Origin of the sequence: Vibrio sp. T9, assembly GCF_003123985.1 — a bacterium.
In the GTDB taxonomy this organism is placed as follows: Bacteria; Pseudomonadota; Gammaproteobacteria; order Enterobacterales; family Vibrionaceae; genus Vibrio; species Vibrio diabolicus.
In genome coordinates, this window is sequence record NZ_NIGY01000001.1 from 639,948 (window position 1) to 662,951 (window position 23,004).

A 23,004-nucleotide genomic window follows, 5' to 3' on the forward strand; every position below is an offset into this window, starting at 1 on the left:
CCTGCTTTTTAGATTCTTGGAAGCGTTTCAACTTCTTCCGTCAAACCCTATCTAACAAATTGAGGGATTACTGCTCAGCTAGCCAGTTTTTAAATGCCTCTTTTTCCGCTGGAGACGCTTTATTGTACATCGTCTTTAATACATCAACCATTGGACTGTCTTCAGGCACTGTTATTGTTCGGGTATCGCTAGTCTCAACTCGAGGCTCAATATCGCTTACTGATTGCTGATGCTGGTTCACAGTTACATAACTAACGGCAACACTCGCGATACCTCCTGCAATATTGTAGTTACGAGATTCTTGAGGGTAATTACGACCAATCTGAACACCATCTGACTCTAATACATCTTCGACCAAAGCAATAGGTTGACCTTTGGTGTCCAGAAGTTGCCAATCTAAAGGTGAGATGTTGTTTTGCGCTTGACGAAGAGTTTTAAACTCTGGTAGTTCAAACTTTAGTTTTTCATTTTCAACATCAAACTTAGCGATGATCACGTCACTGTAAACTGTCTTAAGGTTTTCGTTTGTTTCAAAAGCAGGTTGATATTTGAAGACAATTTGGTTAGTTCCGTCGGGGATCTCAATTGTCTTCTCACTAGAGAAAAGTCCCCCCTCAAGTTTTGGCTTCTCCATATTGACGGCGAGTAACTTCACGTCTTCTGGAACCACTAAAGTCGTTGCAGCATAAAGGTTTGTACTGGCAAGAATAGACAACGCCATTGCCACTTTTAATGATAACTGCATAGAGTTTTTCATCCTTATCTTCATAGTAAAAGACCCAGCATATAGCTGGGTCTTACAATATCAAACTGGGTATTGATTACCAGTAGAAACGTGCACCAACACCGAAGTCAGTTTTAGAATCAGTTTCTGCAGTTGTTTTACCAGCTTCTAGCTTATCACCATCAAAATTGTAACCCGCTTCTGCGAATACGCGAGCCCATTTAGAGAACTTGTATTCAACGCCAGCGTAAAACTTAGATTGGTCGCCATCTTTCTTGCCAGATTTGTCAGAAGATGACATTACTAGCTCGTAGCCAGAGTAAAGTGTTGTTTTAGGAGCTACAGCGAACATGCCTGCTAGAGAGATACCGTGAGAATCGATAGTCTCGTTAGCTGCTTTGTCTTCATTTTCGTTGTAGTAGTACGTAGCACCTAGAGTGTGCTCATCTAGAGCGTATTCAGCAGTTACTTCGAAAGATAGGTTTTCAGTGTTGTTACCTTTAGAAGCAATCTTGTTCTCAGAAGAAAGAACGCCAGCGTGTACAGATAGGTCATTGAAAGACTTACCTACGAATACTTCGCGGATTTCTTCGTTTTGATCTTTCTCACCTAGCGCGTAACCAGCTTTTAGCCAGAATGCGTCATTTTCGTAAGCGTATTTAATTTGAGAAGAGTTGTTCCACGCGTGTCCGTAAAGAAGTGCAGAACCACCGAAGAAGTATGAGTAATCAGCTCCGTAGATGTCATCAGCCCAAGTACCTTCTTTACCAAAACGAAGTGTACCCATATCGCCCATGTCGAAGCCAAAGATGTGACGGCGTACGTATACTGAGTCATCAGTACGCTCGCTTGAATCAGCACCTGCACCGTAGTTGTCACCTAGAGCAACACCGATTTCAACTTCACCTAGAACTTTTAGGTTGTCGTTTACAACGTAAACACCATTTACACCCATACGAGAAGAGCTAGTGTTTAGCTCTGCAGTGTGGTCTGTGCTGTCTAGGAATAGAAGAGTTGGACGTAGCTGACCGTAGAAATCTACAGAACCTTCTTCAGATTTGAATACTTCAGCTGCGTTCACTGAAGTTGCAGACGCAACTACAGCTAGTGCTAATAGAGTTTTTTTCATAATTAATCCACTGCCTTTTCTTAGTTCGGGATATCCTTGTCCGGTTCCCTTTTTTTATATGTTTGAGATAGAGCGTTAACAAAACGTTATACAGCGCCTTCTCAAAATCTGGAGCTAAGAGTGCAAAAGATTATTCTGGCTGTCAAATTTTCTAAATACCAATGTAAAAAAACAAAAATAACATTTAAAAACAATAACTTGAAAAGTTTATCTTTATTTATTCGACGAACATCTAATCAATCCTCTTGATTTTTCATAATTTATAAAACCATTAACAATGAGATTTTAAACCCAAAACAAATACTAAAAAACAAAATATATAGAATAAAAAACCATACAAATATCATATTTGGAGTTTTATATTTTTCATATAATGAAATTAATTTCATTTAGATAAGGTTCAATATTTTTTTGTGAAGAAGATCTACATTCCTCATAAAAGCATTCCGTTTTGTGAACTACTGTACAACTAGTGATGTGTGCTACTATTCGCCTCCAACGCATTTGAGGCCCGTATGCTGACCAGTAACATTCAAAAATCGATTCGTAATAGCTATCAAAACCTGCAAGATCAACTTGATAACTTTGTACCTAGAAGAGCACAAAACTACCTTGTTGCAGAGATTGCAAAAACGCTGTGCGGTCAGTACCACAAATCTAACCGAATACTGGTTGCAGAAGCAGGGACTGGAATTGGTAAGTCGCTCTCCTATCTAATGGCTGCCATCCCCGTGGCTGTACATAACAATAGAAAAGTGGTTATCTCAACGGCGACCGTAGCTCTGCAAGAACAGCTCATAAATAAAGACCTCCCTCTTTTTCGTCGGATTACCGACCGAGAGTTTTCTTTTATTTTGGCAAAAGGCCGTCAACGATATTGTTGTGCAGAAAAACTTGCTTCAGCTTGTGGCGCTGATGGTGGTCAGTTAGCCATGTTCGAAACCAAGCCCAAGCAAAGAGATATAGAGCTGTTGGAAACAATGCATCGCTCTCTTGCGCAAGGTAAGTGGGACGGTGACCGTGATTCTTGGCCTAAAACCATTGATGATAAGCTATGGCAACTGATTGTTAGTGATAAACACAGTTGTAATAACAGCTTACCCGGCCATCGCGGCTGTCCATTTCAAAAAGCGCGCTCGGAGCTGGATAAGAATGATGTCATCATTGCGAACCACTCTCTCGTCATGGCAGACGCAGACTTGGGGGGCGGAGTAATCTTACCTGAGCCAGAAAACACGATATACGTCTTTGACGAGGCACATCACTTACCTCACGTCGCCCGCGATCATGCTTCAGCATCTGCGAGCTTAAAAGGTGCGGCAGCATGGCTTGAGAAGTTAAATCAGTCGATTAGCAAGTTTTCATCGCTCGCAGACGAGAAGCGCGTAGCTCGATTTCGCAACGACCTTCAAGACGCGGTTCAGAACTTGATACCAGCACTGACTCAACTGCCTAAACAGTTCGATCCAGCTCAATTTGAAGAGAGTATCTACCGCTTTGAGCACGGTGAACTGCCAGAATGGCTAGAGAACCAATCCAAAGAGTTAAAGCAGTTCAGTAAAAAAGCAAATCAAAGTGTGGCAAAAATTGCCGACCTTATTGCGGAAAGAGTAAAAGATGGGGAGCTTGCGACAAGATTGGCTGATCCAGCGCTTGCAGAGCTCGGCTTCTACATTCAAAGGTTAGAAAACCTAGCGCAAGTCTGGCACTTGATGGCTGAGCCAACTCGTGAAAAAGGTGCGCCTTTGGCTCGCTGGTTAGAAACCCACCCCGATCGCGAGGGTGATTTCATTGTGAGTGTTTCTCCGCTTGAAATTGGATGGCAACTCGACCAACAAATTTGGAGCAGGTGCATTGGCGCCATTTTAGTTTCCGCAACGATGCGTGCATTAAACTCCTTCCATTACTTTTGCCATCAGGTTGGTATTGATGGAAAACCAGAATCAGGCACACAGTTTTTAGCGCTTGCGTCACCATTCGATTACCAAAACCAGGCAGAATTGCTCATCCCTGCGATGAAATATGAACCACCAGCGCCTCAATTTACTGAATATCTTATTGAGATATTGCCTAAGTACTTGGAAGACAAGAAAGCCAACTTAGTATTATTCTCATCCTATTGGCAGATGAACCAAGTTGCGAAGGCGCTGTCTTCGGAGTTCATAAAAAAAGGCTGGGCGTTGCAAGTTCAAGGTGAAAGCTCACGTCAAGAAATTCTAAAAAAACATAAAAAGCTAATAGAATCAAATAAAACCAGCATCTTATTTGGTACTGGCAGTTTCTCTGAGGGGCTAGATTTACCTGGCGCATTACTTGAAAACTTGGTGATTACAAAAATTCCATTTGGTGTTCCAACCTCCCCTGTCGAACAGGCTCACTCCGAATATATCGAGAAAAAAGGAGGGAACCCGTTTATGCAAATAACTGTACCTGACGCAAGCAAAAAGCTGATCCAGAGCGTAGGTCGCTTACTGCGTAAAGAGAGAGATTCTGGTAGAGTAACGATTCTTGATCGACGCCTAGTCACTAAGCGATACGGACAAGCCTTAATCGACTCACTACCTCCATTTAAACGTAAAATAGAATATTAGAAGAATCACCATTTATGGAAATGATTGAGCCAACTATGCTGTTGGTGTTGGCGCTTGTCGCTTTTGTCGCTGGATTTATTGATGCAGTTGCCGGTGGTGGTGGCATGCTAACCGTACCTGCTCTACTATCGTTGGGCTTGCCGCCCCATATTGCACTAGGCACCAATAAACTTGCGGCTACCTTTGCCTCTTCTACTGCGGCATTTACGTACTACAAGAAACGTTTATTCAAGCCTCAATGCTGGGGAAGAGCATTTGTAGCGACGCTTGTCGGAGCAACATTAGGTACCCTACTTGTGGACGCGATTAGCACGGATTGGCTAGAAAAAGGGTTACCCCTTGTTATTTTAGCGGCGGCGTTATATACCGTCTTCCATAAAACACCGCACTCTCCTCATCAAAGTCCAATTCCCGAGCCTTGCCCAAAACTTCATAGAAAACAGTACATGCAAGGATTATCCATAGGGTTCTATGACGGGCTCGCAGGGCCTGGAACTGGGGCTTTTTGGACGGTCAGTTCAATGGCTCTGTATCGGCTGAATATCTTGCTCGCCTCTGGTTTAGCAAAAGCAATGAACTTTACCAGCAACTTTACCTCTTTGATTACGTTTGCAGTCCTCGGTCATATCAACTGGGTGCTAGGCTTAACAATGGGGGTATGTTTAATGGCTGGCGCTTTTGTTGGCGCGCACTCCGCCATTCGGTTTGGTTCTAAATTCATTCGCCCTGTATTTGTTACTGTCGTCAGTATACTGGCCATAAAATTGGCTTATGACGCATGGTTTGTAGGTTTGTCATGAACATTTCTCAACTCCAGGAAAGCCTAGAACAAATGGCGAAGCAAGCCGCTGTTCTTGACCGTCAAAGAGGCGAACACCATGTTCCGCTTTTTGATGAGCGCTTATTTGGTTGTCGCTCTCGCTTACTTACTCCTTGCGTAAAAGAAGCAAAAGCTACGCTGGATGCGATTGTGCGTGAGCAAAATGAAGGTAAGCTCACCGCTTTGCGTGCTGAGTACCTCACTGAACGGTTAGTATCGCAAGTCGGTGCGATTCAACGCGAGATTTCTACCACTAAAATTCGTAAGAATGAAATCAAACATAGCAGCCATTTCCGCAAGCCTATCAACGTGCTTTATCAGGAGCTCGCTCAACACCAAGAGTGGGCAAGACGCTTGCGCGAGATGGTGTTAGAAAAAGAACGTGCTGTCGAAAGCGCTCCGAGTTTTATGCGTGCCGAAGCTCAAAAAGTGTTACTAGCAACCGAGCAACGTTTAGCGCGTTGTGAAGCAGCACTTCTTAAGCTAGAGAACCAAATTACACATAGGGAAAAACATCAATAATGGCTGACCAACCAACCTCGCCTTTAGATGACGCACCTGAAGAGATCAAACTGGCTGTCGATTTAATCTATTTGCTTGAGAGCAATGAGATAGATCCAGAAGTTGCGCTTAACGCTTTGAAGATCGTGCAAAATGACTTAGAAAACAAATTAAAAGCAAAGTAGCTCAGAGCGTTTCACTCCTTTCACGAGACTCATTTTCAGTGCTCTTACACAATGATACTATTCATAAAAAAGTACGCCCCCAAAAGGATAAATAATGAAAGTAATCAGCTTTAATATTAGCTTTATACTTTATCCTTTATATTTCATATAGTTAATTTAATTTAAAATCAGTAATGGCGACAAAATGGCGACACATTACTTAATGGACACTTTATTATTGTTGATTGTGACCACAGGCTATGGACACTCAATGGGCGGTGATTTCGGCTCACTCCCATCATCTCATCAATTAGTTTTGTTGTAGTTGTAATCTGGCTTAGAAGCTCTGAAATCCTGCTTCATTGACCAAACGTAAACCTTTACGTTTTGCCAGTGTGTTTGTTGCTTTGGTCATAGCTCCTTTGAGTATATAATTTTTCTCTTTATCCCATGCGAGTCTAAAATGTCAGGCACTATCGAAAAGCTACGTCAGCATGAAAATAAGTTCCCATATGGCTTATTAGGTATAATTGCGAGTATTTTAATCGGTGTTGGTGGTATTGTATTCACCATATTCTACAAACCGTCCCCGCAGTTAGATATAGAGGTTGTGTCTAACTTTAACGTACTCGATGTCAAAGAAAGCCTAGGTAAGTTAGACGTTATATACAGAGGTAAAAGCCTCAATGAATACGGTCAGTCTCTTTCTGTAATTACACTTAAGATCGTTAATAATGGTGATGACAACATTCGGGTTAGCTCATACGATGATAAGGCACTCCCAAGTTTCGAGTTAACCAAAGGTATTATTCCAGAAGAACCTACCGTGACCATTTCAAACACATCGTATAAAAAGGACAATATTGCTCTTTCACAAACAAAGCCAAATAAAATTGTTCTACCAAAAGTAATTATCAACTCTGGTGATTACTATGAAGTCAAGTTAATCGCTCTACATAACAAAGACGAGACACCAGATATTGTCGCATTCGGTGTAATAGAAGGCGTGGACAAAGTAAGAGTCATCCACAACCCAGAATTAGCGGATGAACGTTCAATATTTGGGAGGCTTTTCTCTGACAACTGGCAGATAAACTTTGGTAGGTTTCTGCTGCTAGGCACAGCTTTTTTCTGTACTTTCCTTTTTGTTATTGGCCTTATCATTTTTATTGATGGAGAACGTAAAAACAGAAAAATCCGTAAACTAGCATCTAACTTTTATAGTTGCACAGCTAATAAATCCCCAATGACAGAGAAACAAATACTATCAGCTAGCCAACTATTCATAGATAAATCTTTTAAAGCTGGAAGATTGCACAACCAATTAAATAACAAATTGGAATCATTATCTCCAAAAATTATCAATGATGAATATGGAGAGTTTGCAGAACATTTTATGCTAGTAAAGACTGAAAATGATCAGATTATTCTTGATAACACAGCAATTACATATTTCATTGATTTATTTGACTTTTTGTCAAGAGAAAAGCTGGTGTCGTCTATTAAACACGAAAGAGAAGTGATCCCTCAACCTAATCGAAATACAGTAGACTTACAATCTGAAGGTTATGCTGAAATTGAAGATTCCGTGTAAAAAATAGTTAAATTTTTCTATTTAGGTCGTACCCAGTGCGACCTTTTTCATTTTTGAAAAAGTAATTTGAGCCTAAATCGGCACTCAGCCCTTATTACATAAGGGTTTTGCAAAGCAGACTGCGATCATAAAAGTTGCACATCAGATCATTAAAAACGTGACAAAATCTAACTCAACCAATATTTTTCAATCACTTACAGATACCAAATAGCCCCTACTCAGATCATCACACGCGATCTTTTTTCAATTTTGATCAATGACAGAAATTTTATATACAGCGCTTTCTAACGGTTTCGCCATATAAAGTTAAAGCCTAAGCCCTTTGCTGTGTAACGCTGAGACTATGATTTAACTACGAAGTGTCGCTATAGAATTGCGTACATCCAAAATTGCAAAAAAAGTGATCCAAAAATGTCGCAGGTGGGGAGGAGGAGTGCGGATTACGTGAGAGAAGTCTTCACTTATGTATGACCGTCAATAGAATGAAGGCTCATAATTTTAACGGATCATTATTACTTGACAATAGTCACTTATGACTCATAAGATAGAAAAAAATGAATCATAGCAAACTTTAATGGTAACATAATGACTAAAGATGAACGTGGTGACCACAATATCGTACGCGGACAGCGAGAGTACGTAAATTTTGCATCCAATTTGCTTCATTACAGAAAAAAGCACTCATTAACACAACAGGAATTAGCAGAAAAAGCGCAGGTGAGTCAGCGTCAAATTTCTTTATATGAGTCGGGGAAGTCAATCCCCAACGGAGAAACGGCAGAAAAATTGGCAAATGCGCTAACCGTAGATGTAGAACAACTGTTTTTTAGACGCTCTAAGGACACACACGATTACCTAAAGGAGAAAAAACATAGAGCATTTGCCAATAGACCATTAAGAAAAGTGGAGGCTGCTGTTTTAGATTGGGCAGACATACACTCTGTAAATTACAAAAAGAAAAAAGAGACCGAAGAAACAGTTATCGCTTACGCAAAAAACATAGCCAAAGTGTGCGCATATCGAAATCATAAAATATATGCTCCCAGTGCAGGCTATGACATGGCTACCGTAATCGTTGTAGAGCATGGAAATTCAGAGCTAAATCATGGCTCAGAAGTTGTCTTCAAATACAGAGACAGTAGAGAAGTTGGGATCAGAAAAGTGTTCATTGAAGAAGGAGTTCCGGATAGTCCATTTTTATGCGCTCTTGATGAGAATAGCCCTATCCCACCAATTTGTTATGACGAGCTAAACATACAAATAGTGGGAAAAGTAATACAGACTATTAACTACAAACCATAAACAGCTTAGATAACTTGATAGGTACCTGAAGAACTCCCCTTACTTACAGGTACCTCTGCATTACTTGTCATCTCATCCACGACAGCATTGGCGATCGCTTCTGCCATCTTCCCTGCCATAGCGAATTCACCATCAAGAACAAACCCTTGCGCTTTCAGTTCGTTTTCTAGCTTCTGTTTCAGTGATGCTTTGCTCAGTGCCATCTTACTTACCTGCAAATACGGTGGTTGATACGTCTACGTGAGGTTTACCAACGAACGGACAGATGGTTGCACCGGTACAAACTCCTTTGCCCCCATTCATCTTTATCGTGTCAGCATCCTCGGTGATATTGTTGGCGGTGGTTGCCTTGTTCCCTTTGACGGTTTCCGTATGGTCACCATCAATTTCAGCAATGCGGTTTTCGAGCACTTTGATGCGTTGGGTAAGGCATTCCAGCCGATCTTCTTTATCTGTCTTCCGTTCAAAGTTTCCATCTTGATCTACTAGGTGGTAAACACCTTGGCGTTGTTGGTACCGGCTTTCCCCTTCTTTGATACCCGGTAACTTAAAGCCAAGCGGAAGCACACAGCGAATAAAAGGTTTGTCCGGTTGGCCGAACATAAAACCTAGCTCTACGATGCTACCAATTGCGGGCGGCTCCAAACGGCCAGCATGATCGCCAAGACCTGGTACCGGAAGCGGTACCGCCTGAAGTGGTGATTTATCTTTGAACTCCAGGCCCTTTTCATCAAGCAGCTGAACGTCCACTGCGTAATGCGGATAAAAGCGATCAGACATATCGCCCTCTTCCGGCAGCTCAGGTAAAGCAACCACCTTACCCCATCGTGGCAAGTGCCAGCGTCCTGTTAGTTCTGGAAACAGTCGGAAGATGATCCGCTTTATTGCATTTACGTCCATGTCAGCTTCACCTCTGTTCCTTGGAAATCAACGCCCACCAAACGCAAGCCATTGACGACTGCCCCCGGTCTTAACTTAGGGCTCGCAGGTATTTTCACGGACTTGGCCGTCGTGTGTCCCGTCATCAGACTATCTGGAATAGTGACCGACTTATCTGCCCAGTAAGAGTCTTTCCAAGTGCCCACATAGATTTGGCCGTTACCCTGCTGTTGCCAAAACAGGTCTTCAATACCGAAGGCTTGAGACAGCTCGTCCATCACCCGATAGCCATTGCCGTCACTGTAAAAGCATGGGATAGAAGTTTTACTGTAGGCCGCTTCTGGTACCACAAACTGCAGTCCGGTTTTGTTGGTCACATCACTAAGCAACTGCATCAACGTTGGGTGGCGAAGCGTGATATCGAGTGGCTTAAACAACAATGCCGCCAACTCGCGACAAAACAGTTCTGACCACCCTTTTTCTGATGCTTGAACCCGTTCGATATAACCAAGGAATACTCGCGATATGCTGTCACCCCACCCGATGTCTACGGCAATAATGGTGTTTACCTTCGGGGTACCTTCAACGGAAATCGAGCAGCGACCGGGCGTGTTCACATCAAAGATAATACGATGGTTCTTTGCTTTAACCTTCTGGCTACCAAGATAGGCTCGGCACACAAACTTATGATTTGGCTCCATTACCTCCCCCTATGACAATATTTCGTCTAGTGATTTGAGAAACTTCATGATGCCAGTGAGTTCGACACTCGTATCCGGCGGAACGTCTTCACTTTGCCCCGTTTCAACCGGAGTGGTTACCCCTTGCACCTGCTGTTGAGTTGCTGGCTTATCTTCCTGTCGCTGTTCAACACGCTCAGGAACGGACAAGTGCTCAACCAACTCAAAAGCAACGTTCCATTGTCGGTTGCTCTCTTGTTCATCCGCTCGAATAGTGCCTTGGAACTTTACTTGGCGAATCTTTAGCGCAGCGGCAGTATTGTTGCTGATACGATAAATCTGGCGGGCACTGTTGTCTTGCCCGCCAGCCAAGGTGAACAGGTTGCTTAGGGTTTCACTCTTATTGAATGGGATCTCGCCACTTACGGACAACACTTTACCTTTGTTGCCTGTTTCGGCTTGGTCAGTCGCCGAGGACTGGCCGGACATATCTTGTCCGGCGAGCTGTTGGCGTACACTGATGCGTAGGTTCTTAAGTGAGATTTGAGTGCCGTTTAGGGTTAGCATCACTTAAACCTCACACCAATAATCACCTCTCCATATAAACGAAATGGCATCATATATAGAGTTCAGGCGTTTATCTGCAGCATCTCTAAGTTTTATATTGCCAGTTCCATGCTTAACGATGACATCTCGCTCATTACTAACTGTTGTTAACGTTAACCTTACTCCAATGATAGGTGCACCATTAATGTTATGTAGCTCATCCAAAGCCGATTGGCCATAGGTGTCTACCTTATGGAAATTCTGGGACATTGTGATATCCCCACCAATGATGGTTAATGGCGACTGACCAGCGCCATCGGTATTCGTCCCATTAATCATTCCAATATAAGCTTTACCGCCAAAATCTTTATCCGCTTGATAAACAACTGGCGTTTTATCGGTATCAATCGAACCAATCCTGCATTTTCCTGTTGTAAACTCTTGCAAACGACAGGCCGTAAATGCACCACCCAATGAGTCTTCCCAAGAGTTAATTGTGAAATCTGCTAGCCCACCTAATCTGACAACCTCATTATAAAGAGTGGAATCCACTTTCTTAGTAATAAGCGTTTTTATGCCGCCGGATGTTTTACTCAGGTTAACTGCTCGTTCTTCAGATATGGTATCTAGGATGGCGGTATCGATTGTGACTCCGTTAACACCGTCATGCCCATGATCTGAGATGCCAGTTCGCGCACCTTTAGCATCCAATAAACCAACTTTCAAACCAGATCCAGACCGTAGCGTCATCACTTTTGAGGTCAAGTTTCTCAGCACAGCCGTTTCTATCGTCATCTGACAATCTGGGCCATCCGTGTTGTAAACAATCCCTTCTTGGCAACCGTCGCCAAAAATAGTTTTAATAGTGAGACCGTTTGGCTTACCCATTGCGTAAACCGCATTGTCAAGAATGTTTTTGTACCCTAGATAATCAATCACACCACCAACTTCACCGGCACAATGAAATAGCTTATCGACATTCTCACCGTAGAAACTACCACCTTTCACTTTGGCAACGTTGTTCAATGACAACGACTGATACTGGCCATGTGTTTCTGGGTTATTCTGTTTGATATTCTCTGCAGAAAGACCATCGTATTCTACGTCTGGGCAATTTAAGAAAACCCATCCGCCAACATAGTTATCAACACCATCAGGGTCGATATTTTTAGCTTTACTGTTAATTGCTGTCACTTTCCCAGTACAGTTAGTAAATTGTGCTATCGATTTAGCAATCAATTTCCCATCCAAATCAATTCCGGTAATACCTGATGGCTGTTTATTATTTTGAGTGTGAAACACGTAGCCATTATGCATTGCATAAATCGTTGCCTTTCCGTGATTAATAGCTTCCCAGAATGTATTATCTGCTAGGTCAATAGTAAGTGGTGAACCTATATTTATATCCGGCCATAAAACCGTACAACCGCAGTTTTGCAAAAATAACTGCTCCTCAATAGTCATCACATTACTACTTTCAATAAATTCATCAGCGTAAATTTTTTCACCACGTTTCACACTGAAGTTCTCTTCCACCCACGATTTACCTGCACTGTGACCCTCTGTTCTCAAATCACTCACCGAGCCATCTGCATGAATCTCAGCTATTTTGCACACGTAGTGTGGGGTATCTTTGCCTATTGATGACTCGATGTAATCGTCTTTCTCTTCAGCTGTGATGACAAAATCAAACACCGTGTGCTGCTCGCCTGTTGGCGTGCCTTCACGATGTGCATCGATGTATATAAATGAAGGTTTGTTAAGCACTTGGATAGTACGATCAAATTCAAGGCTGATACGATTACCCGACACATAACCAGCTCCCGCTTTAATATTGAATGCACTTTCTTGAGTCGTTACCAAGAAGCTATCCTCGATGAACCAGTCTTTGCCGTTCTGGTCGATGATAGCTTGCGCCACATCATCATCCATTTTCTGCATGCGAGGGATAGCATTGTACTGCCATGACGAAGCATCTACCGAGATGTTGGTAATTTCAGCGATGTCTTTATATTCAAGAACTACCGAGCGAACCAAAGTATTTCCTGCAATACCAGGTTCGTCGGCGGATTTTGGCGTTAATGTATGATGGTCAATAGTGACCAAGACACCATATTCAGAGCAATAAGCCCCGGTCCAGTTAAACTCAAATGGTCCAATGTCACTGGTTAGTGTCGTACTATAGATAACAGAATCCGCAGACAACCTCCCACGCTGATCGACACTTTCTTGATAAACAACGTTATCCGCAGGGAGCACATCATCCGGTTGTGGGAAAACTGGTCGGTTTGGTATGTTGGCAAAAATCATCTTATCGATGATCAATGGTTTTTCTTCGGCATTAAGCTGCGCCAACAGCGCTTTACCTGCAGCGGTTAAAATTGACTTATCAGTGGTATTTGCCATTTTATAATTTCCTTAGCCCTTCACTGTGGCTTGGTAATATTCGCAATCGACATGGAGCACTTTCGGTAAACCAGCAACGTTTAATCGGGTCTTGACATGCGACGTTGAAAACTGCGCTTCGATACACTTACTTCTGGCCGCTAGAGGCATTTCGACGTAACTGGTGTATTGATAGCGGCGGCAGGTGCGCCCGTACTGCCTGATGACGGTGTCTAATAACTTGGGCACATTGGTTAAATCACCATCTCTGATTTTTAAGCTGATCACATCCCAATCAACATTTTTCAAACGCTCGTCTTGAACAATGTGCGGATAGCCCAACTTGGCGAACATCTCTTCCCAACCCGCGATAGAACCTGCTTCACGGGCAAATCCATAGGCATGTGCGACACGGATTCGAAACACAGCTTCTGGCTCTTGACCTAATCGTTCTATTTCACGTTGCCAGGCAAGAATATTCACCAAAGCCATTGGGGCGGTTAACGGGTCATGCTGCTGCAATGGCATTTCAAATGCAGCTCTCACATGTTCCCAGTAATTGCACATGGCTCGGGCGAACTTGGCCAGCTCGCCACGCCCCATCCAGTAACGCAGATCAATCTCAGGAATTTTCAACGGTCACCCCCAGAGAACCAATGCGCGGTACCGTCAAGTTATTGATGATGTCTGCGTTATCGAATTCGAGTGATTCAATCTCTGAGAACTCATCGTGAAGCTCTTGCCCTAAGCGAGAGAAGCTGAATCGAAGAACCGGACTGGTCACTGTTGGTGAGTAATCGGTGTTCTCTCGGAAAGCCGCACCGATGAACTGCTCCACTTTTACGCGTAGCGCGTCTCGCTCTTCCATTGTTAATGAACGCAATGGCCAAACTCGGCAGACAATATCGTGGGTCGTTTCTGGCATGGCGAGCACTTGCAGATCATCACCATGGCCGTGCTGACCTTCAACACGGATGTACTCATTCAAATCCGCCAACATTTCGGCGGATGGTTCACCAGTGTCTAAAAGGATGAAAGCGTTGGCGGTACCTGGGCCACGCGGAGCGTTGTGCTCAAAATAGACATTGTCGTCATTGATACCTGCGCGACTGGTGAGCAGTGAACGGTAAGCTGCGTCAATGTGCCATCTTGCTACTGCGCTCCATTGGTTACGAATACGTAGGCGGAGTTCGTCATTGCTCTCTTTGTCTGCCCCAGCTTCATTCAACCATTCGGCAGGGTTGGTCACTGCACCAATGCCCGGGATCGCAGTAGGCAAAATGTGGTAATACCCTTCACCTAGGTTGTAAGCCGCCCCCTCGTTCTCCGCCTCGACTTCTGCCATTACCATGGTTTCGTTCTCTGGCATCGTGGTATCAGCAAGCACCTTCACTCGGTAAATCGTACCGTTAATCGGTTCGGTTTGAACCCATGTATCTTTGGGGATCACCAACGCAGGGCCTTTAGACGCAGAACGTTGAAAGGCAATCATGCCTTTGGCTTTGGTTGCGCCTTTGCGGGTGATTTTGCATTGCCACGCCAACAAGTCGAGCCATTGGTCCACGGCCGTTGCCACAAACATGTTTGGTAGAACATAGCCAACCAACAGCGTGTTAATCAGCCATAAGGTAACGTTAACCACTGTTGATTCAATGAGGCGCCAAAATGGAGAAAACGGCGAGTCGTTTGAGATGATGGAACCTTCTTTATCCATCTCCTCTTTGAGTACTTTCTTCCACCCTGCTTCATCGGTTGGGATACCCGATTGCTTCACCAGTTCGGAATAGTCTGGTTTTGGAATATCAGTCATTAACGCTCTCCGTTATTCACTATCTCTAATTTCAACTCGCCAAAGTCCATGGTGTCGGCAAACACGTAAATCGTGCCCTCAGTCGGTTCATCCAAACGTACGGTACCCGGTACCAATCGAACGTCTTCTTCAACCAGCAATTCCAGCTTGGTGCGGATATCGGCTTTCTTGGATGGGCTTCGCTCAGCGATTAAATCCACCGCTAAGTTGCTCTCGATGATGGCGTGTTTGATGTCTTGGGCGATCACCGCTCGGTCTTGAATCAAGATTGGGTTGCGGCCTGCATCGAGCACCACATCCCCGTTCTCAATCAAAATGTCCTGGTATTTGTAATCCGCCATTAGCCTGCCGCATATTCCAGTTCGCTCGCAAAATCTTGAGCGCTATTCATGTAAGTTGGGTAAATCCCACCCGCGTAATAATTTGTCGAGCTGGTTTGGTAGCTGGCAATATTCTTGGCTGCGCCCCCTGGTTGAATTTGTGCACGAGGCGTAGCGCTTTGAACCGATTTAGATTTCACTTGAGTAGGTTCATCATCACCGCCGAAGCCTGGTATCCAATCAATGAGCCCTTTCACTGAGTCCCAAATTCCCGCTAGGCTTTGGGTAATCCAATTGAACACTCCGGAAAAAACTTCCTTAATGGAGTTAGCCATATCACCGATAAAGGCAAATCCACTAGTGTCGGTAAAGCCACTCATTACCCATTGCCACCCCGCCTTGATAAACTCAAACATGGCTCTAAATGGGAGTGTGATTAAAGTGATTGCCCCTTCTAGTACTTGGAACCATGTTGTGTCACCAAACGAAGCTTTCAGGTCATCCCAGTAGAAAATCAGTGCACCAACTGCGGCGATTGCGGCAACTACAGCACCAACAATGAATCCAATGGGGTTCGCCATCATTGCGATGTTTGCCGCTAGCATTGCAACGCGAAGCGCTGCCATTCCTTTGGTTAGCAAAAAGTTCACCCCTGTGAACATCTTCATGGTGAGCATATAAGTCGCCATGGCTTGTTTACCGACACCCATCATTAAGGTAAAAGCACCACCTGCTGCTGCAGCACCTAAAATCGCCATGGCAGTAAAACCAATGTACTTTGTCAGGTTCGGGAACATCTCTGTCCATTCGATGATTTCTATCGCACCATCGGCCAAGCTCGAAATCACAGGCAAGAGAGCAGGCAACAACGCCGCGCCAAAAGCAGTTCGAACCGCAAACACGCCTTGTTCAAGTCGTTCCCATTGGTCGGTCATCGCTCCAGCCATGTTAATTGCCGTATTTAAGTTACTGGCATCATTTAGGTCTTTGACGCTTGATTGCAGCTCACCCGTTTTACCTATCAAGTCGGTGATAAGCAGCACGGCTTCATCCGAGCCGAAAGCTTGCTTAATCTGGTCAATTTCCAGTGAATCTAAGTCACCGAATTGGTTGCGTAGTTTCGACATAATGTCGAACATTGGCAGCATCTTCCCGTTGCTGTCGGTAAACGCCATGCCTAGCTTGTCTTGCGCTTTTACCACGCCGCTCATAAAGGCTTTATAACGAGTTCCCGCTTCACTTCCTGTCATAGAACCTTGCAGCAGGCCAAGCACTGCCATTTGCTCCTGAATGGCTACGCCGTGAGTTTTACCTAATGCGCCAACACCTTTAAACGCATCCGACATTCCTTGACCCGTGGTTTTGAACCTCTCGACAGATTTTGCGGTCATACCTGCAACTTGTTCAGCCCAGTTGTCTTTACCAATCCGATCGGCTTGGTCTTTAAAAACCGAGTACATGGTACCCATGTAGTTGGTAATGGTGGCCGTATCTGCTTTAGTCGCAGCGGCTAAAATAGCCGAGCTTCTTGTGACACCCGCCAGTTCATCGCCTGTCATATCCCCCATAGCAGATTTGATATCATACGAAGCCGCCACAAATTCAGTGGCCGACTTACCGTATTCAACCGAAAACTTCATTGCGGTTTGGGTAAGGGTTTTTAGCTGGTCATCGGCAACACCAAGTGATTTCACTTCACCTAATGCCCTGTCCATCTCAATCGCTGGCATCAAGGCTTGTTGCAATGCAAAACCAGCACCCACCATGCCTGCCGCTCCTGCCATCATGGTATGAGTACCCTGACGGTAGGTATTGGTGACATCATTCAAATTGCGTTGAATATTGCCCAGAGGTTTAGAAATCTGGTCAATCAATCCAACTTGAAATCTGAGTGCTTCTGGTAACATCGTGTTCCTTATCAGCTAAACGCCTTGGCAACCCCGTTAGCGGTAGCAGCTTGCATGTTTTCCCAATACTGACGCTCTAACCAAATCGCCCTTGCAAGGTTCTCTTCGCTGTCTGTCTCACCCGGCAACCACTTACGGCGCCAGGTGAGCATTTGTTCGAGCTCGTTGGAGTCCATAGCCCGAACAAGGGCATCTATTTTTTTACTTTGATTTGCAGCTTCGGCGTGTATTCCTTGAGAACTTCACCCACAACCTGAATCGCTGCACCTGGGTTCTCGTTCGTCAGTTCACGGAATACTTCTTTGCTTTCTTCTGTAACGGTGTTCATCAGAAAGTTATGCGCAGAGTTCACGATTTCCCCCTGCGCCAATGCGTTCATGTAGTCGTTGTAATCCGCTTCTGTTGGGACGAACGTGATATCTGCATCACCAACCGTTAGTACAATTTGTTTGCTCATGCTGCTTCTCGCTTTAATGTTTCGTAAATTCGTGTGAGACCGTTTTCCAACTGACGTTCCAGACGTTCGAAGCCGTCATTCACTTCGTCTTTTTTGGCGTAATACTCGGCCACGTGGGTTTTGTATTCAGCAAGCTCTTTAGAGAGTGAAAACAGCTTGCTGATTAGAGCACCGGTTAACATCACCAAAAGGGTGGCAAGCGCAACCAGTGCTGATAACCAGGTTGGGTCCATCGCTATTCCTTTTGTGGAACTTCTTTCAAGCGTTTGCCTTGTAATGCGTTGATGATGTCGTCAACCGTTTCTTGCAGAACATCGTTTGTGCTAAGGCCTTTCAAGGTTTCCAAGCCCCATACCACAAGGCGTGTGGCGAAACGTTCAAGGATGATTGACCAGCCAATTTGAAAGAACAGACCTTTCAGTACTTCCAACAATGTCTTGCCAACGATTCCAGTTAAGAAATTCATGCTGCTTCTCCGATTAGCGATTGATATGCCTGCAGGTAATCTTCTGCGGTTGCTTTACCTGCGCTTGTGTTCCAGTACTTCTTCGCGTACCGAGCCAGACCTTCTAGGTCATCAGCATCCGGTAAGGCTTCTGGGAACCGAATTAAGTTGAGTCGTGCAGTGGCTACCGCAAACTCAGGTGAAATCACCATATAACGCGGGTCTAAGTGATCAACGGGGCCAAACATCGACAGTGCATCCAACAAGTGAGGTCGGCTCTTACCTAACCACTCGACAAGCCAGTTGAAGGTGGCGGGCTCCATTTGGGTAAAGCCCAGTGCAGGACCACGCACTTGTTTTGAGTAAGTAAACTTTCCAGACTCATGGGCAATAATCATCAGGATCAGATTAATCGCCGCTTGAGTGTTCATTGTGCCTTTGCCACCGGATGCCATATCTAAGTGGTCAAGGACTGGTTTCATGATTTTCTCTACAAAGAGCTTTGCTAAATTCATCGGGTCATTCGCTCCAATTCGCTTTGACACTGGGTGCAGTGGATGCAACCTGGTACTTTTTGGCGGCGTTCTTCTGTGATTGGGTCGCCACATTCGCCGCATTCATGTGCGCTTTCCCGTTCTTCAATTCGCTTAGCCCTTGCCAGTTGGTTGGCAAGCGCCACTTCTGTGAATTGGGTTTCAAGACCGCAGGCATGGTCGATAACATCTGCCATCATGCCTCCTTGTTATTGAACCAAGTCTTCGGTTTCATCCGAGCGCAGGTACGGCACACCATTGATGCTGACGAAATCTGGGCTGGTTACTTCAAACGGCAACTTGTGAACTAATGCACTGCCTCCGTTCGAATCAGCATCAAGCAGGTCAGAGATTTTGATACGGCACCCGAAAGCTTCAATTTTGAGCTCGTCTTTATCAATCTTGCCGTAGAACAGCGCGTCAAAATCAGGCATTCCACGCCAAGAGCCGGCTTGTTTCGCAGCTTTGCTTAGCAGGTTGAATTGCTGCGTGGTCAACTCGATTTCACCACTAGCCTCAACATCTCCGTCAACGTAACCATCTGGCACACCAGAAGTTTTATTGACGGCGGAATTATCAGTAATAGATAAGGTGACTTTTTGTGCTTTGAGCTTGTAGTCACCCAAAGAGAAATGCATGTTCTTGCCGGAAATTCTCATGGATTACGCCTCCGAATCTGCAGGGTTAGTAAGATCAAGCGCGATGTTGACCACGATGTGTTTCGGGCAGTTATGAGGGCGAACCATCAAACCGATCGACACTTTGGTTTTGGTTACCCACTGAATGGTGACGTCACCATCTTCTGGCGGCATGATTTCACCTGGGAAGGTAATGCCACCAACTTCTGTCGTTTTCGACATATCACGCATATCTTTGCGGAAGTAAGTGCGGTTCAGCTCAATGCTTGCAGGCGTTGAGTTAAGAATCCGGTCTGCAATACGGCGAATCGCTTTGATACGCACACGACGGTTAAGCTTGTGCACCGGGCGAACGTATTCGAGGTACTGATAATCGCCACCTTTGGCTTCCAATGTGGTTGCGTCCGACCAGTACACCCCTTCTAAATCGGCGTACCACTGCGGCAATGAGTAACGTGCATCAGCTAGCGTTGCGATGGTGCTCATCTCTAATGCTTTGCCTGCGCTGTCCGTTGGCATGTCTCCCAAACTCAAGACTGAGCCAGTTGCGACACGCATCGGGCTGTCTGCTACCGTGACGCTTCGGTCACACAAGCGGCCAGCCAACACACCTAGGTTATTGCCGTTAAGCTGAGGAACGGGCGTCACGAGGTTTGCAGAAACATCTTTCACCAGGTCAAGCATGGTGGTTTCGTACTCTGCCCACGTTTGGCCTGTATCCGGGTCTGAATCGATACCCGCACAAGCTGCAAGGAAGAACACCCAACGGCCAAGTTTGCTGGTTAGTTCGGTGGCTTTCGACTGCATGTCATCAAACTGAGTTTTTACGGTGACTGGGTCACAAATAGCGATGCCTTCGAACGAGTCTGTCCGGTTCGCCAAATCAACAGCGCCTTGCCAGGTATCATCTGCATCTAAGCCAACAATCGCACCCGTCCAGTTTTGTTTGCCGTTAAGCTGGGCGGCTTTCACGTTCAGACCAAGCGCATCATCGGCGACAACTTCGTCAAGGTTGGTCATGTTATTAATGCGGGTCACTTTGCCTTGCAGTTCTACCTGGTCAGTGCGCCCGATGAAAAGCACGTGACGTTCTATCTCAGGGATACCGCCTTGTGCCAAATTGAGATTGTTAACCTCTACCTTTCCGGTTGCCATTGGTGATTTTCCTTACACAGAGTATTATTTCTTTACGCGAGCCTTCTCGATATTCTTAATGAAGCGCTCTCTTACTTTTTGGGGCTTAGTACCTAACATTTGGCGTTGTGGGGTGTGTACTTTCCACTTTTGCTTACCTTTCTCTTTACCTGTTCTCATCATTCGAATGATCAGGCCAGCTTGCCCCAAGGTAAGTCGCTTCTCTAAGTTGCGAACACTGGGTTTGTTCCAACCTTTTCCGTCTTTACGGCGAATTCGATAGCCAAGCCTACGCAAAGCTATTGCTTGCGCTTTGGTACAGGGTGCGCCGTAATCCGGTTCCCCTCTTCGCTTTGTTTGTTCCTTTATGTGCTCATGAGCCGTAATCGTTTGGGTTAATCCGGCTTGGTGCACCGCAGCTTTTCTAGCCTTTGTTTTTTGCTTCCACGTCAAATCAAGCATGGTGGCATCATGCAGAACGTAAGGTTCCATTCCATTAGCGAATGAAGTAAGCACCGCACCTTCACCTCGTTTACGCTTTTCAAACTTTTGGTTGTCGACATCCTTTTGCCTACGGATACGACTGCGCGTCATACTGCGTTCCCAACGCCCCAAATCTTTGAGCAACCAGAACCGTTTTTTCTTTGTAAACGACAGCGCTTCAAGTGCTTTCTTCGCATTGATGGCGTCCTTACCTACTAAACTAATATCCATTGGTTAACTCGTATTCTTCGGCGGTATCAATTGGCACTGCCTGTACTCGGTACTTGGCCCCACGCCACGTAATCAAACCTTGCTCATCCGGTATCATTTCGATGGGCTCCATCATTTCGATTTCGATGAGGACGTCAGCAGCTTCATGGCTAATCACATCGACACTAATTTCAGGATCATCAAGTTCGTGAATGTCGCGCTCTCTATCAAAGTCAGATAACCAACACGCAACCAAAGCAAACAAATTGCGCGGGTCTAACTGGCGATGCGGAAACTCTTCTATCGAAATAACGGCTTCATAACGCCAATACGCAGCAATGTGTCCACCGTTCCCACGGTCTTCACCATCAACCACGATTGCGGCTCTTTCCTGCCAAGCATCAATTTTGTTATCGAGCACATTGGAATTCAGGTGACTGACGATGTAATCCGTCAGGTGTTCCAGCTTGGTTTTGTTGTAAGTGGTTTCGCTCATATCGAGTCAATCCCATTCGCACTGCGGCCAAGTAGCGCGCGCACATCTTTGTTACTCTGGGCGAGAAAACGTGCCTCTTGTTCCGGTTCATCCGTTGCCACGCTTTCACCTTCTTTTCGGCGGTCTTGGGTCGCAAACTCTTTCAGCAGCTCGGCGTGAGCCCGACCATAAACCGCACGTTTGTAGAGCATGATTTTCGGGTTGCTCAGCACTGGCTTTTCACCATCTACGATCAAGCTTTCTAATCGTTCTTGAATATTCAGCGCGGCGATGGTCACCGCGTAGTTCAAAGAGTCGTTATCAAACGTATGGGGAACACGGCGTAAACTGCGGAATTCAGCCGTGGATAAATCCGGCCATCCTTCATCTGGTATGGCGATATCGACTGCGCTGTTAACATTTCCGCCAAAGCTCATAACGGTTCCTTGCTTAGTTAAATTAGGGCGCCTCTAGCCACTGGGTCGACGGTATCGAGTTAGCCGGTTGGCTTCTCTTACCTCACCAGCCGAGGCGCGGTGGCGTAGGAGTCTTTATAGATTCTTGCCTTCGTTAATGGCGCGAATACGGGCTTCAATCTTCTTAATTTGGGTACCCACCCCCACTTTGCTGTGCTTTTCGTGAGCGTGTTGAAGCAGAGCCAGGGCTTTTTCCAATGTTTCCACATTGCCAACAGCAGTGGCTTGCGGCTGACCTTCTTCATTTCGAATCAGGTATAAACCCGCGAACTTGTACCACTTGGCATGAACCTTCTCGTGTAAGCGCCAGTCTTTCTCTACCTTTTCGAATACCTGGGAGAAATAAGGCTCGATGGAATGACCACGTTCAGATTCTTTCTCCGCCCATGCCAACACTTCGTCAGCACAAAACGTCGGCCAGTCACGACGAAAGTTTTCTGGTGTAGGTAAGTCCAGCTCAATGGCTTTCATGCACCATTCAATTGCGGTATCCAGCTCTTTAATGTCGAATAGCCAAACCACCAAGTTGGTAAAGATTGGGTTTTCGAACGCTTCACCACTTTCTAAGTAGGCTTGAACATACGGCTTGTACTTCGGTACCAGCACTTCACGCTTGTGCTTAATTCGATCAGCGATGGCATTGAGTGAGCGCAAATACTTGCGGTCTTCTTCAAACTCAATCAGCCTGATGTGCAGGCTGTCGGTATCTGCACCGGAACTTACTCCCGGTGCAGACTGGTTAGCTTGCTTTTCAATGAGCTTTCGACGCTGTTTTGCTAATGGGCTAACCATGCATCACTC

General features: G+C 45.2%; 29 protein-coding genes. 6 read left to right on the top strand and 23 right to left on the bottom strand.

Annotated elements, in window-relative coordinates:
- Positions 1-67 precede the first annotated feature (67 nt).
- Positions 68-745: a DUF2057 family protein gene (locus tag CBX98_RS02870; protein WP_104972064.1), complete on the bottom strand. Its 678-nt coding sequence runs from the start codon at positions 743-745 to the stop codon at positions 68-70.
- 76 nt (positions 746-821) lie between these two features.
- The gene (locus tag CBX98_RS02875) at positions 822-1,853 is read right to left on the bottom strand and encodes a porin (RefSeq protein WP_006742133.1); all 1,032 of its coding nucleotides are present in this window, start codon (positions 1,851-1,853) and stop codon (positions 822-824) included.
- 515 nt (positions 1,854-2,368) lie between these two features.
- On the opposite strand from CBX98_RS02875, the gene dinG reads away from it, so the two are divergent.
- The 6 genes from dinG (at position 2,369) to CBX98_RS02905 (ending at position 8,825) form a co-directional block, all read left to right on the top strand.
- Entirely contained in the window at positions 2,369-4,444 is a 2,076-nt protein-coding gene (gene dinG, locus CBX98_RS02880; RefSeq protein ID WP_109168525.1) for an ATP-dependent DNA helicase DinG, read from the top strand.
- A gap of 14 nt (positions 4,445-4,458) precedes the next feature.
- Complete coding sequence (locus CBX98_RS02885; RefSeq protein ID WP_005390688.1) at positions 4,459-5,244, top strand: TSUP family transporter; 786 nt, start codon at positions 4,459-4,461, stop codon at positions 5,242-5,244.
- Positions 5,241-5,786: a primosomal replication protein gene (locus tag CBX98_RS02890; protein WP_109168526.1), complete on the top strand. Its 546-nt coding sequence runs from the start codon at positions 5,241-5,243 to the stop codon at positions 5,784-5,786. Before CBX98_RS02885 ends, CBX98_RS02890 begins: the two co-directional genes overlap by 4 nt.
- Entirely contained in the window at positions 5,786-5,950 is a 165-nt protein-coding gene (gene rsmS, locus CBX98_RS02895; protein WP_005378432.1) for a pleiotropic regulatory protein RsmS, read from the top strand. The genes CBX98_RS02890 and rsmS overlap by 1 nt, the downstream gene beginning before the upstream one ends.
- 442 nt (positions 5,951-6,392) lie before the next feature.
- Positions 6,393-7,523, top strand: coding sequence for a hypothetical protein (locus CBX98_RS02900; protein ID WP_109168527.1), 1,131 nt, complete (start codon positions 6,393-6,395; stop codon positions 7,521-7,523).
- 585 nt (positions 7,524-8,108) lie between these two features.
- Positions 8,109-8,825: a helix-turn-helix domain-containing protein gene (locus CBX98_RS02905; RefSeq protein WP_109168528.1), complete on the top strand. Its 717-nt coding sequence runs from the start codon at positions 8,109-8,111 to the stop codon at positions 8,823-8,825.
- 5 nt (positions 8,826-8,830) lie between these two features.
- Here the strand turns inward: CBX98_RS02905 and CBX98_RS02910 are convergent, their stop codons facing one another.
- The 21 genes from CBX98_RS02910 to CBX98_RS03005 form a co-directional block, all read right to left on the bottom strand.
- A complete protein-coding gene (locus tag CBX98_RS02910) occupies positions 8,831-9,028 on the bottom strand; it encodes a hypothetical protein (RefSeq protein WP_109168529.1) in 198 nt (65 codons plus the stop codon).
- Position 9,029: 1 nt separating this feature from the next.
- Positions 9,030-9,725, bottom strand: coding sequence for a hypothetical protein (locus CBX98_RS02915; protein WP_109168530.1), 696 nt, complete (start codon positions 9,723-9,725; stop codon positions 9,030-9,032).
- Positions 9,716-10,405, bottom strand: coding sequence for a hypothetical protein (locus CBX98_RS02920; protein WP_109168531.1), 690 nt, complete (start codon positions 10,403-10,405; stop codon positions 9,716-9,718). Before CBX98_RS02920 ends, CBX98_RS02915 begins: the two co-directional genes overlap by 10 nt.
- A gap of 9 nt (positions 10,406-10,414) precedes the next feature.
- On the bottom strand, positions 10,415-10,951 hold the full coding sequence (locus tag CBX98_RS02925; protein ID WP_109168532.1) for an adenine glycosylase: 537 nt from the start codon (positions 10,949-10,951) through the stop codon (positions 10,415-10,417).
- A gap of 3 nt (positions 10,952-10,954) precedes the next feature.
- Positions 10,955-13,336: a phage tail protein gene (locus tag CBX98_RS26535; RefSeq protein ID WP_242446570.1), complete on the bottom strand. Its 2,382-nt coding sequence runs from the start codon at positions 13,334-13,336 to the stop codon at positions 10,955-10,957.
- Between the two features lie 12 nt (positions 13,337-13,348).
- On the bottom strand, positions 13,349-13,951 hold the full coding sequence (locus CBX98_RS02935; RefSeq protein WP_109168533.1) for a phage tail protein: 603 nt from the start codon (positions 13,949-13,951) through the stop codon (positions 13,349-13,351).
- Positions 13,938-15,125 carry a baseplate J/gp47 family protein gene (locus CBX98_RS02940; RefSeq protein ID WP_109168534.1) on the bottom strand — a complete coding sequence of 396 codons (1,188 nt, stop codon included), beginning with the start codon at positions 15,123-15,125 and terminating at the stop codon, positions 13,938-13,940. The genes CBX98_RS02935 and CBX98_RS02940 overlap by 14 nt, the downstream gene beginning before the upstream one ends.
- Entirely contained in the window at positions 15,125-15,466 is a 342-nt protein-coding gene (locus tag CBX98_RS02945; protein ID WP_065302671.1) for a DUF2590 family protein, read from the bottom strand. Before CBX98_RS02945 ends, CBX98_RS02940 begins: the two co-directional genes overlap by 1 nt.
- Complete coding sequence (locus CBX98_RS02950) at positions 15,466-17,352, bottom strand: phage tail tape measure protein (RefSeq protein WP_109168535.1); 1,887 nt, start codon at positions 17,350-17,352, stop codon at positions 15,466-15,468. Before CBX98_RS02950 ends, CBX98_RS02945 begins: the two co-directional genes overlap by 1 nt.
- A gap of 11 nt (positions 17,353-17,363) precedes the next feature.
- Entirely contained in the window at positions 17,364-17,528 is a 165-nt protein-coding gene (locus CBX98_RS26260; RefSeq protein WP_154020278.1) for a hypothetical protein, read from the bottom strand.
- Between the two features lie 17 nt (positions 17,529-17,545).
- The gene (locus CBX98_RS02955) at positions 17,546-17,809 is read right to left on the bottom strand and encodes a putative phage tail assembly chaperone (RefSeq protein ID WP_025517572.1); all 264 of its coding nucleotides are present in this window, start codon (positions 17,807-17,809) and stop codon (positions 17,546-17,548) included.
- Positions 17,806-18,042, bottom strand: coding sequence for a hypothetical protein (locus tag CBX98_RS02960; RefSeq protein WP_025589374.1), 237 nt, complete (start codon positions 18,040-18,042; stop codon positions 17,806-17,808). The genes CBX98_RS02955 and CBX98_RS02960 overlap by 4 nt, the downstream gene beginning before the upstream one ends.
- 2 nt (positions 18,043-18,044) lie before the next feature.
- Complete coding sequence (locus tag CBX98_RS02965) at positions 18,045-18,275, bottom strand: hypothetical protein (protein WP_025605241.1); 231 nt, start codon at positions 18,273-18,275, stop codon at positions 18,045-18,047.
- A complete protein-coding gene (locus tag CBX98_RS02970) occupies positions 18,272-18,736 on the bottom strand; it encodes a hypothetical protein (protein ID WP_237459160.1) in 465 nt (154 codons plus the stop codon). Before CBX98_RS02970 ends, CBX98_RS02965 begins: the two co-directional genes overlap by 4 nt.
- A 29-nt stretch (positions 18,737-18,765) precedes the next feature.
- On the bottom strand, positions 18,766-18,984 hold the full coding sequence (locus CBX98_RS02975; RefSeq protein WP_109168537.1) for a TraR/DksA C4-type zinc finger protein: 219 nt from the start codon (positions 18,982-18,984) through the stop codon (positions 18,766-18,768).
- Positions 18,985-18,996: 12 nt separating this feature from the next.
- A complete protein-coding gene (locus CBX98_RS02980; protein WP_109168538.1) occupies positions 18,997-19,446 on the bottom strand; it encodes a phage protein in 450 nt (149 codons plus the stop codon).
- A gap of 3 nt (positions 19,447-19,449) precedes the next feature.
- Positions 19,450-20,580 (bottom strand): DUF2586 domain-containing protein, encoded by a 1,131-nt coding sequence (locus CBX98_RS02985; RefSeq protein ID WP_109168539.1) that lies wholly within the window; start codon positions 20,578-20,580, stop codon positions 19,450-19,452.
- 24 nt (positions 20,581-20,604) lie between these two features.
- Entirely contained in the window at positions 20,605-21,273 is a 669-nt protein-coding gene (locus tag CBX98_RS02990) for a hypothetical protein (RefSeq protein WP_109168540.1), read from the bottom strand.
- On the bottom strand, positions 21,263-21,748 hold the full coding sequence (locus tag CBX98_RS02995; RefSeq protein ID WP_109168541.1) for a phage tail protein: 486 nt from the start codon (positions 21,746-21,748) through the stop codon (positions 21,263-21,265). The genes CBX98_RS02990 and CBX98_RS02995 overlap by 11 nt, the downstream gene beginning before the upstream one ends.
- Positions 21,745-22,164: a head completion/stabilization protein gene (locus CBX98_RS03000; protein ID WP_109168542.1), complete on the bottom strand. Its 420-nt coding sequence runs from the start codon at positions 22,162-22,164 to the stop codon at positions 21,745-21,747. Before CBX98_RS03000 ends, CBX98_RS02995 begins: the two co-directional genes overlap by 4 nt.
- Positions 22,165-22,278: 114 nt before the next feature.
- Positions 22,279-22,995, bottom strand: a complete 717-nt coding sequence (locus CBX98_RS03005) for a terminase endonuclease subunit (RefSeq protein WP_109168543.1) — start codon at positions 22,993-22,995, stop codon at positions 22,279-22,281.
- Between the last annotated feature and the right edge of the window lie 9 nt (positions 22,996-23,004).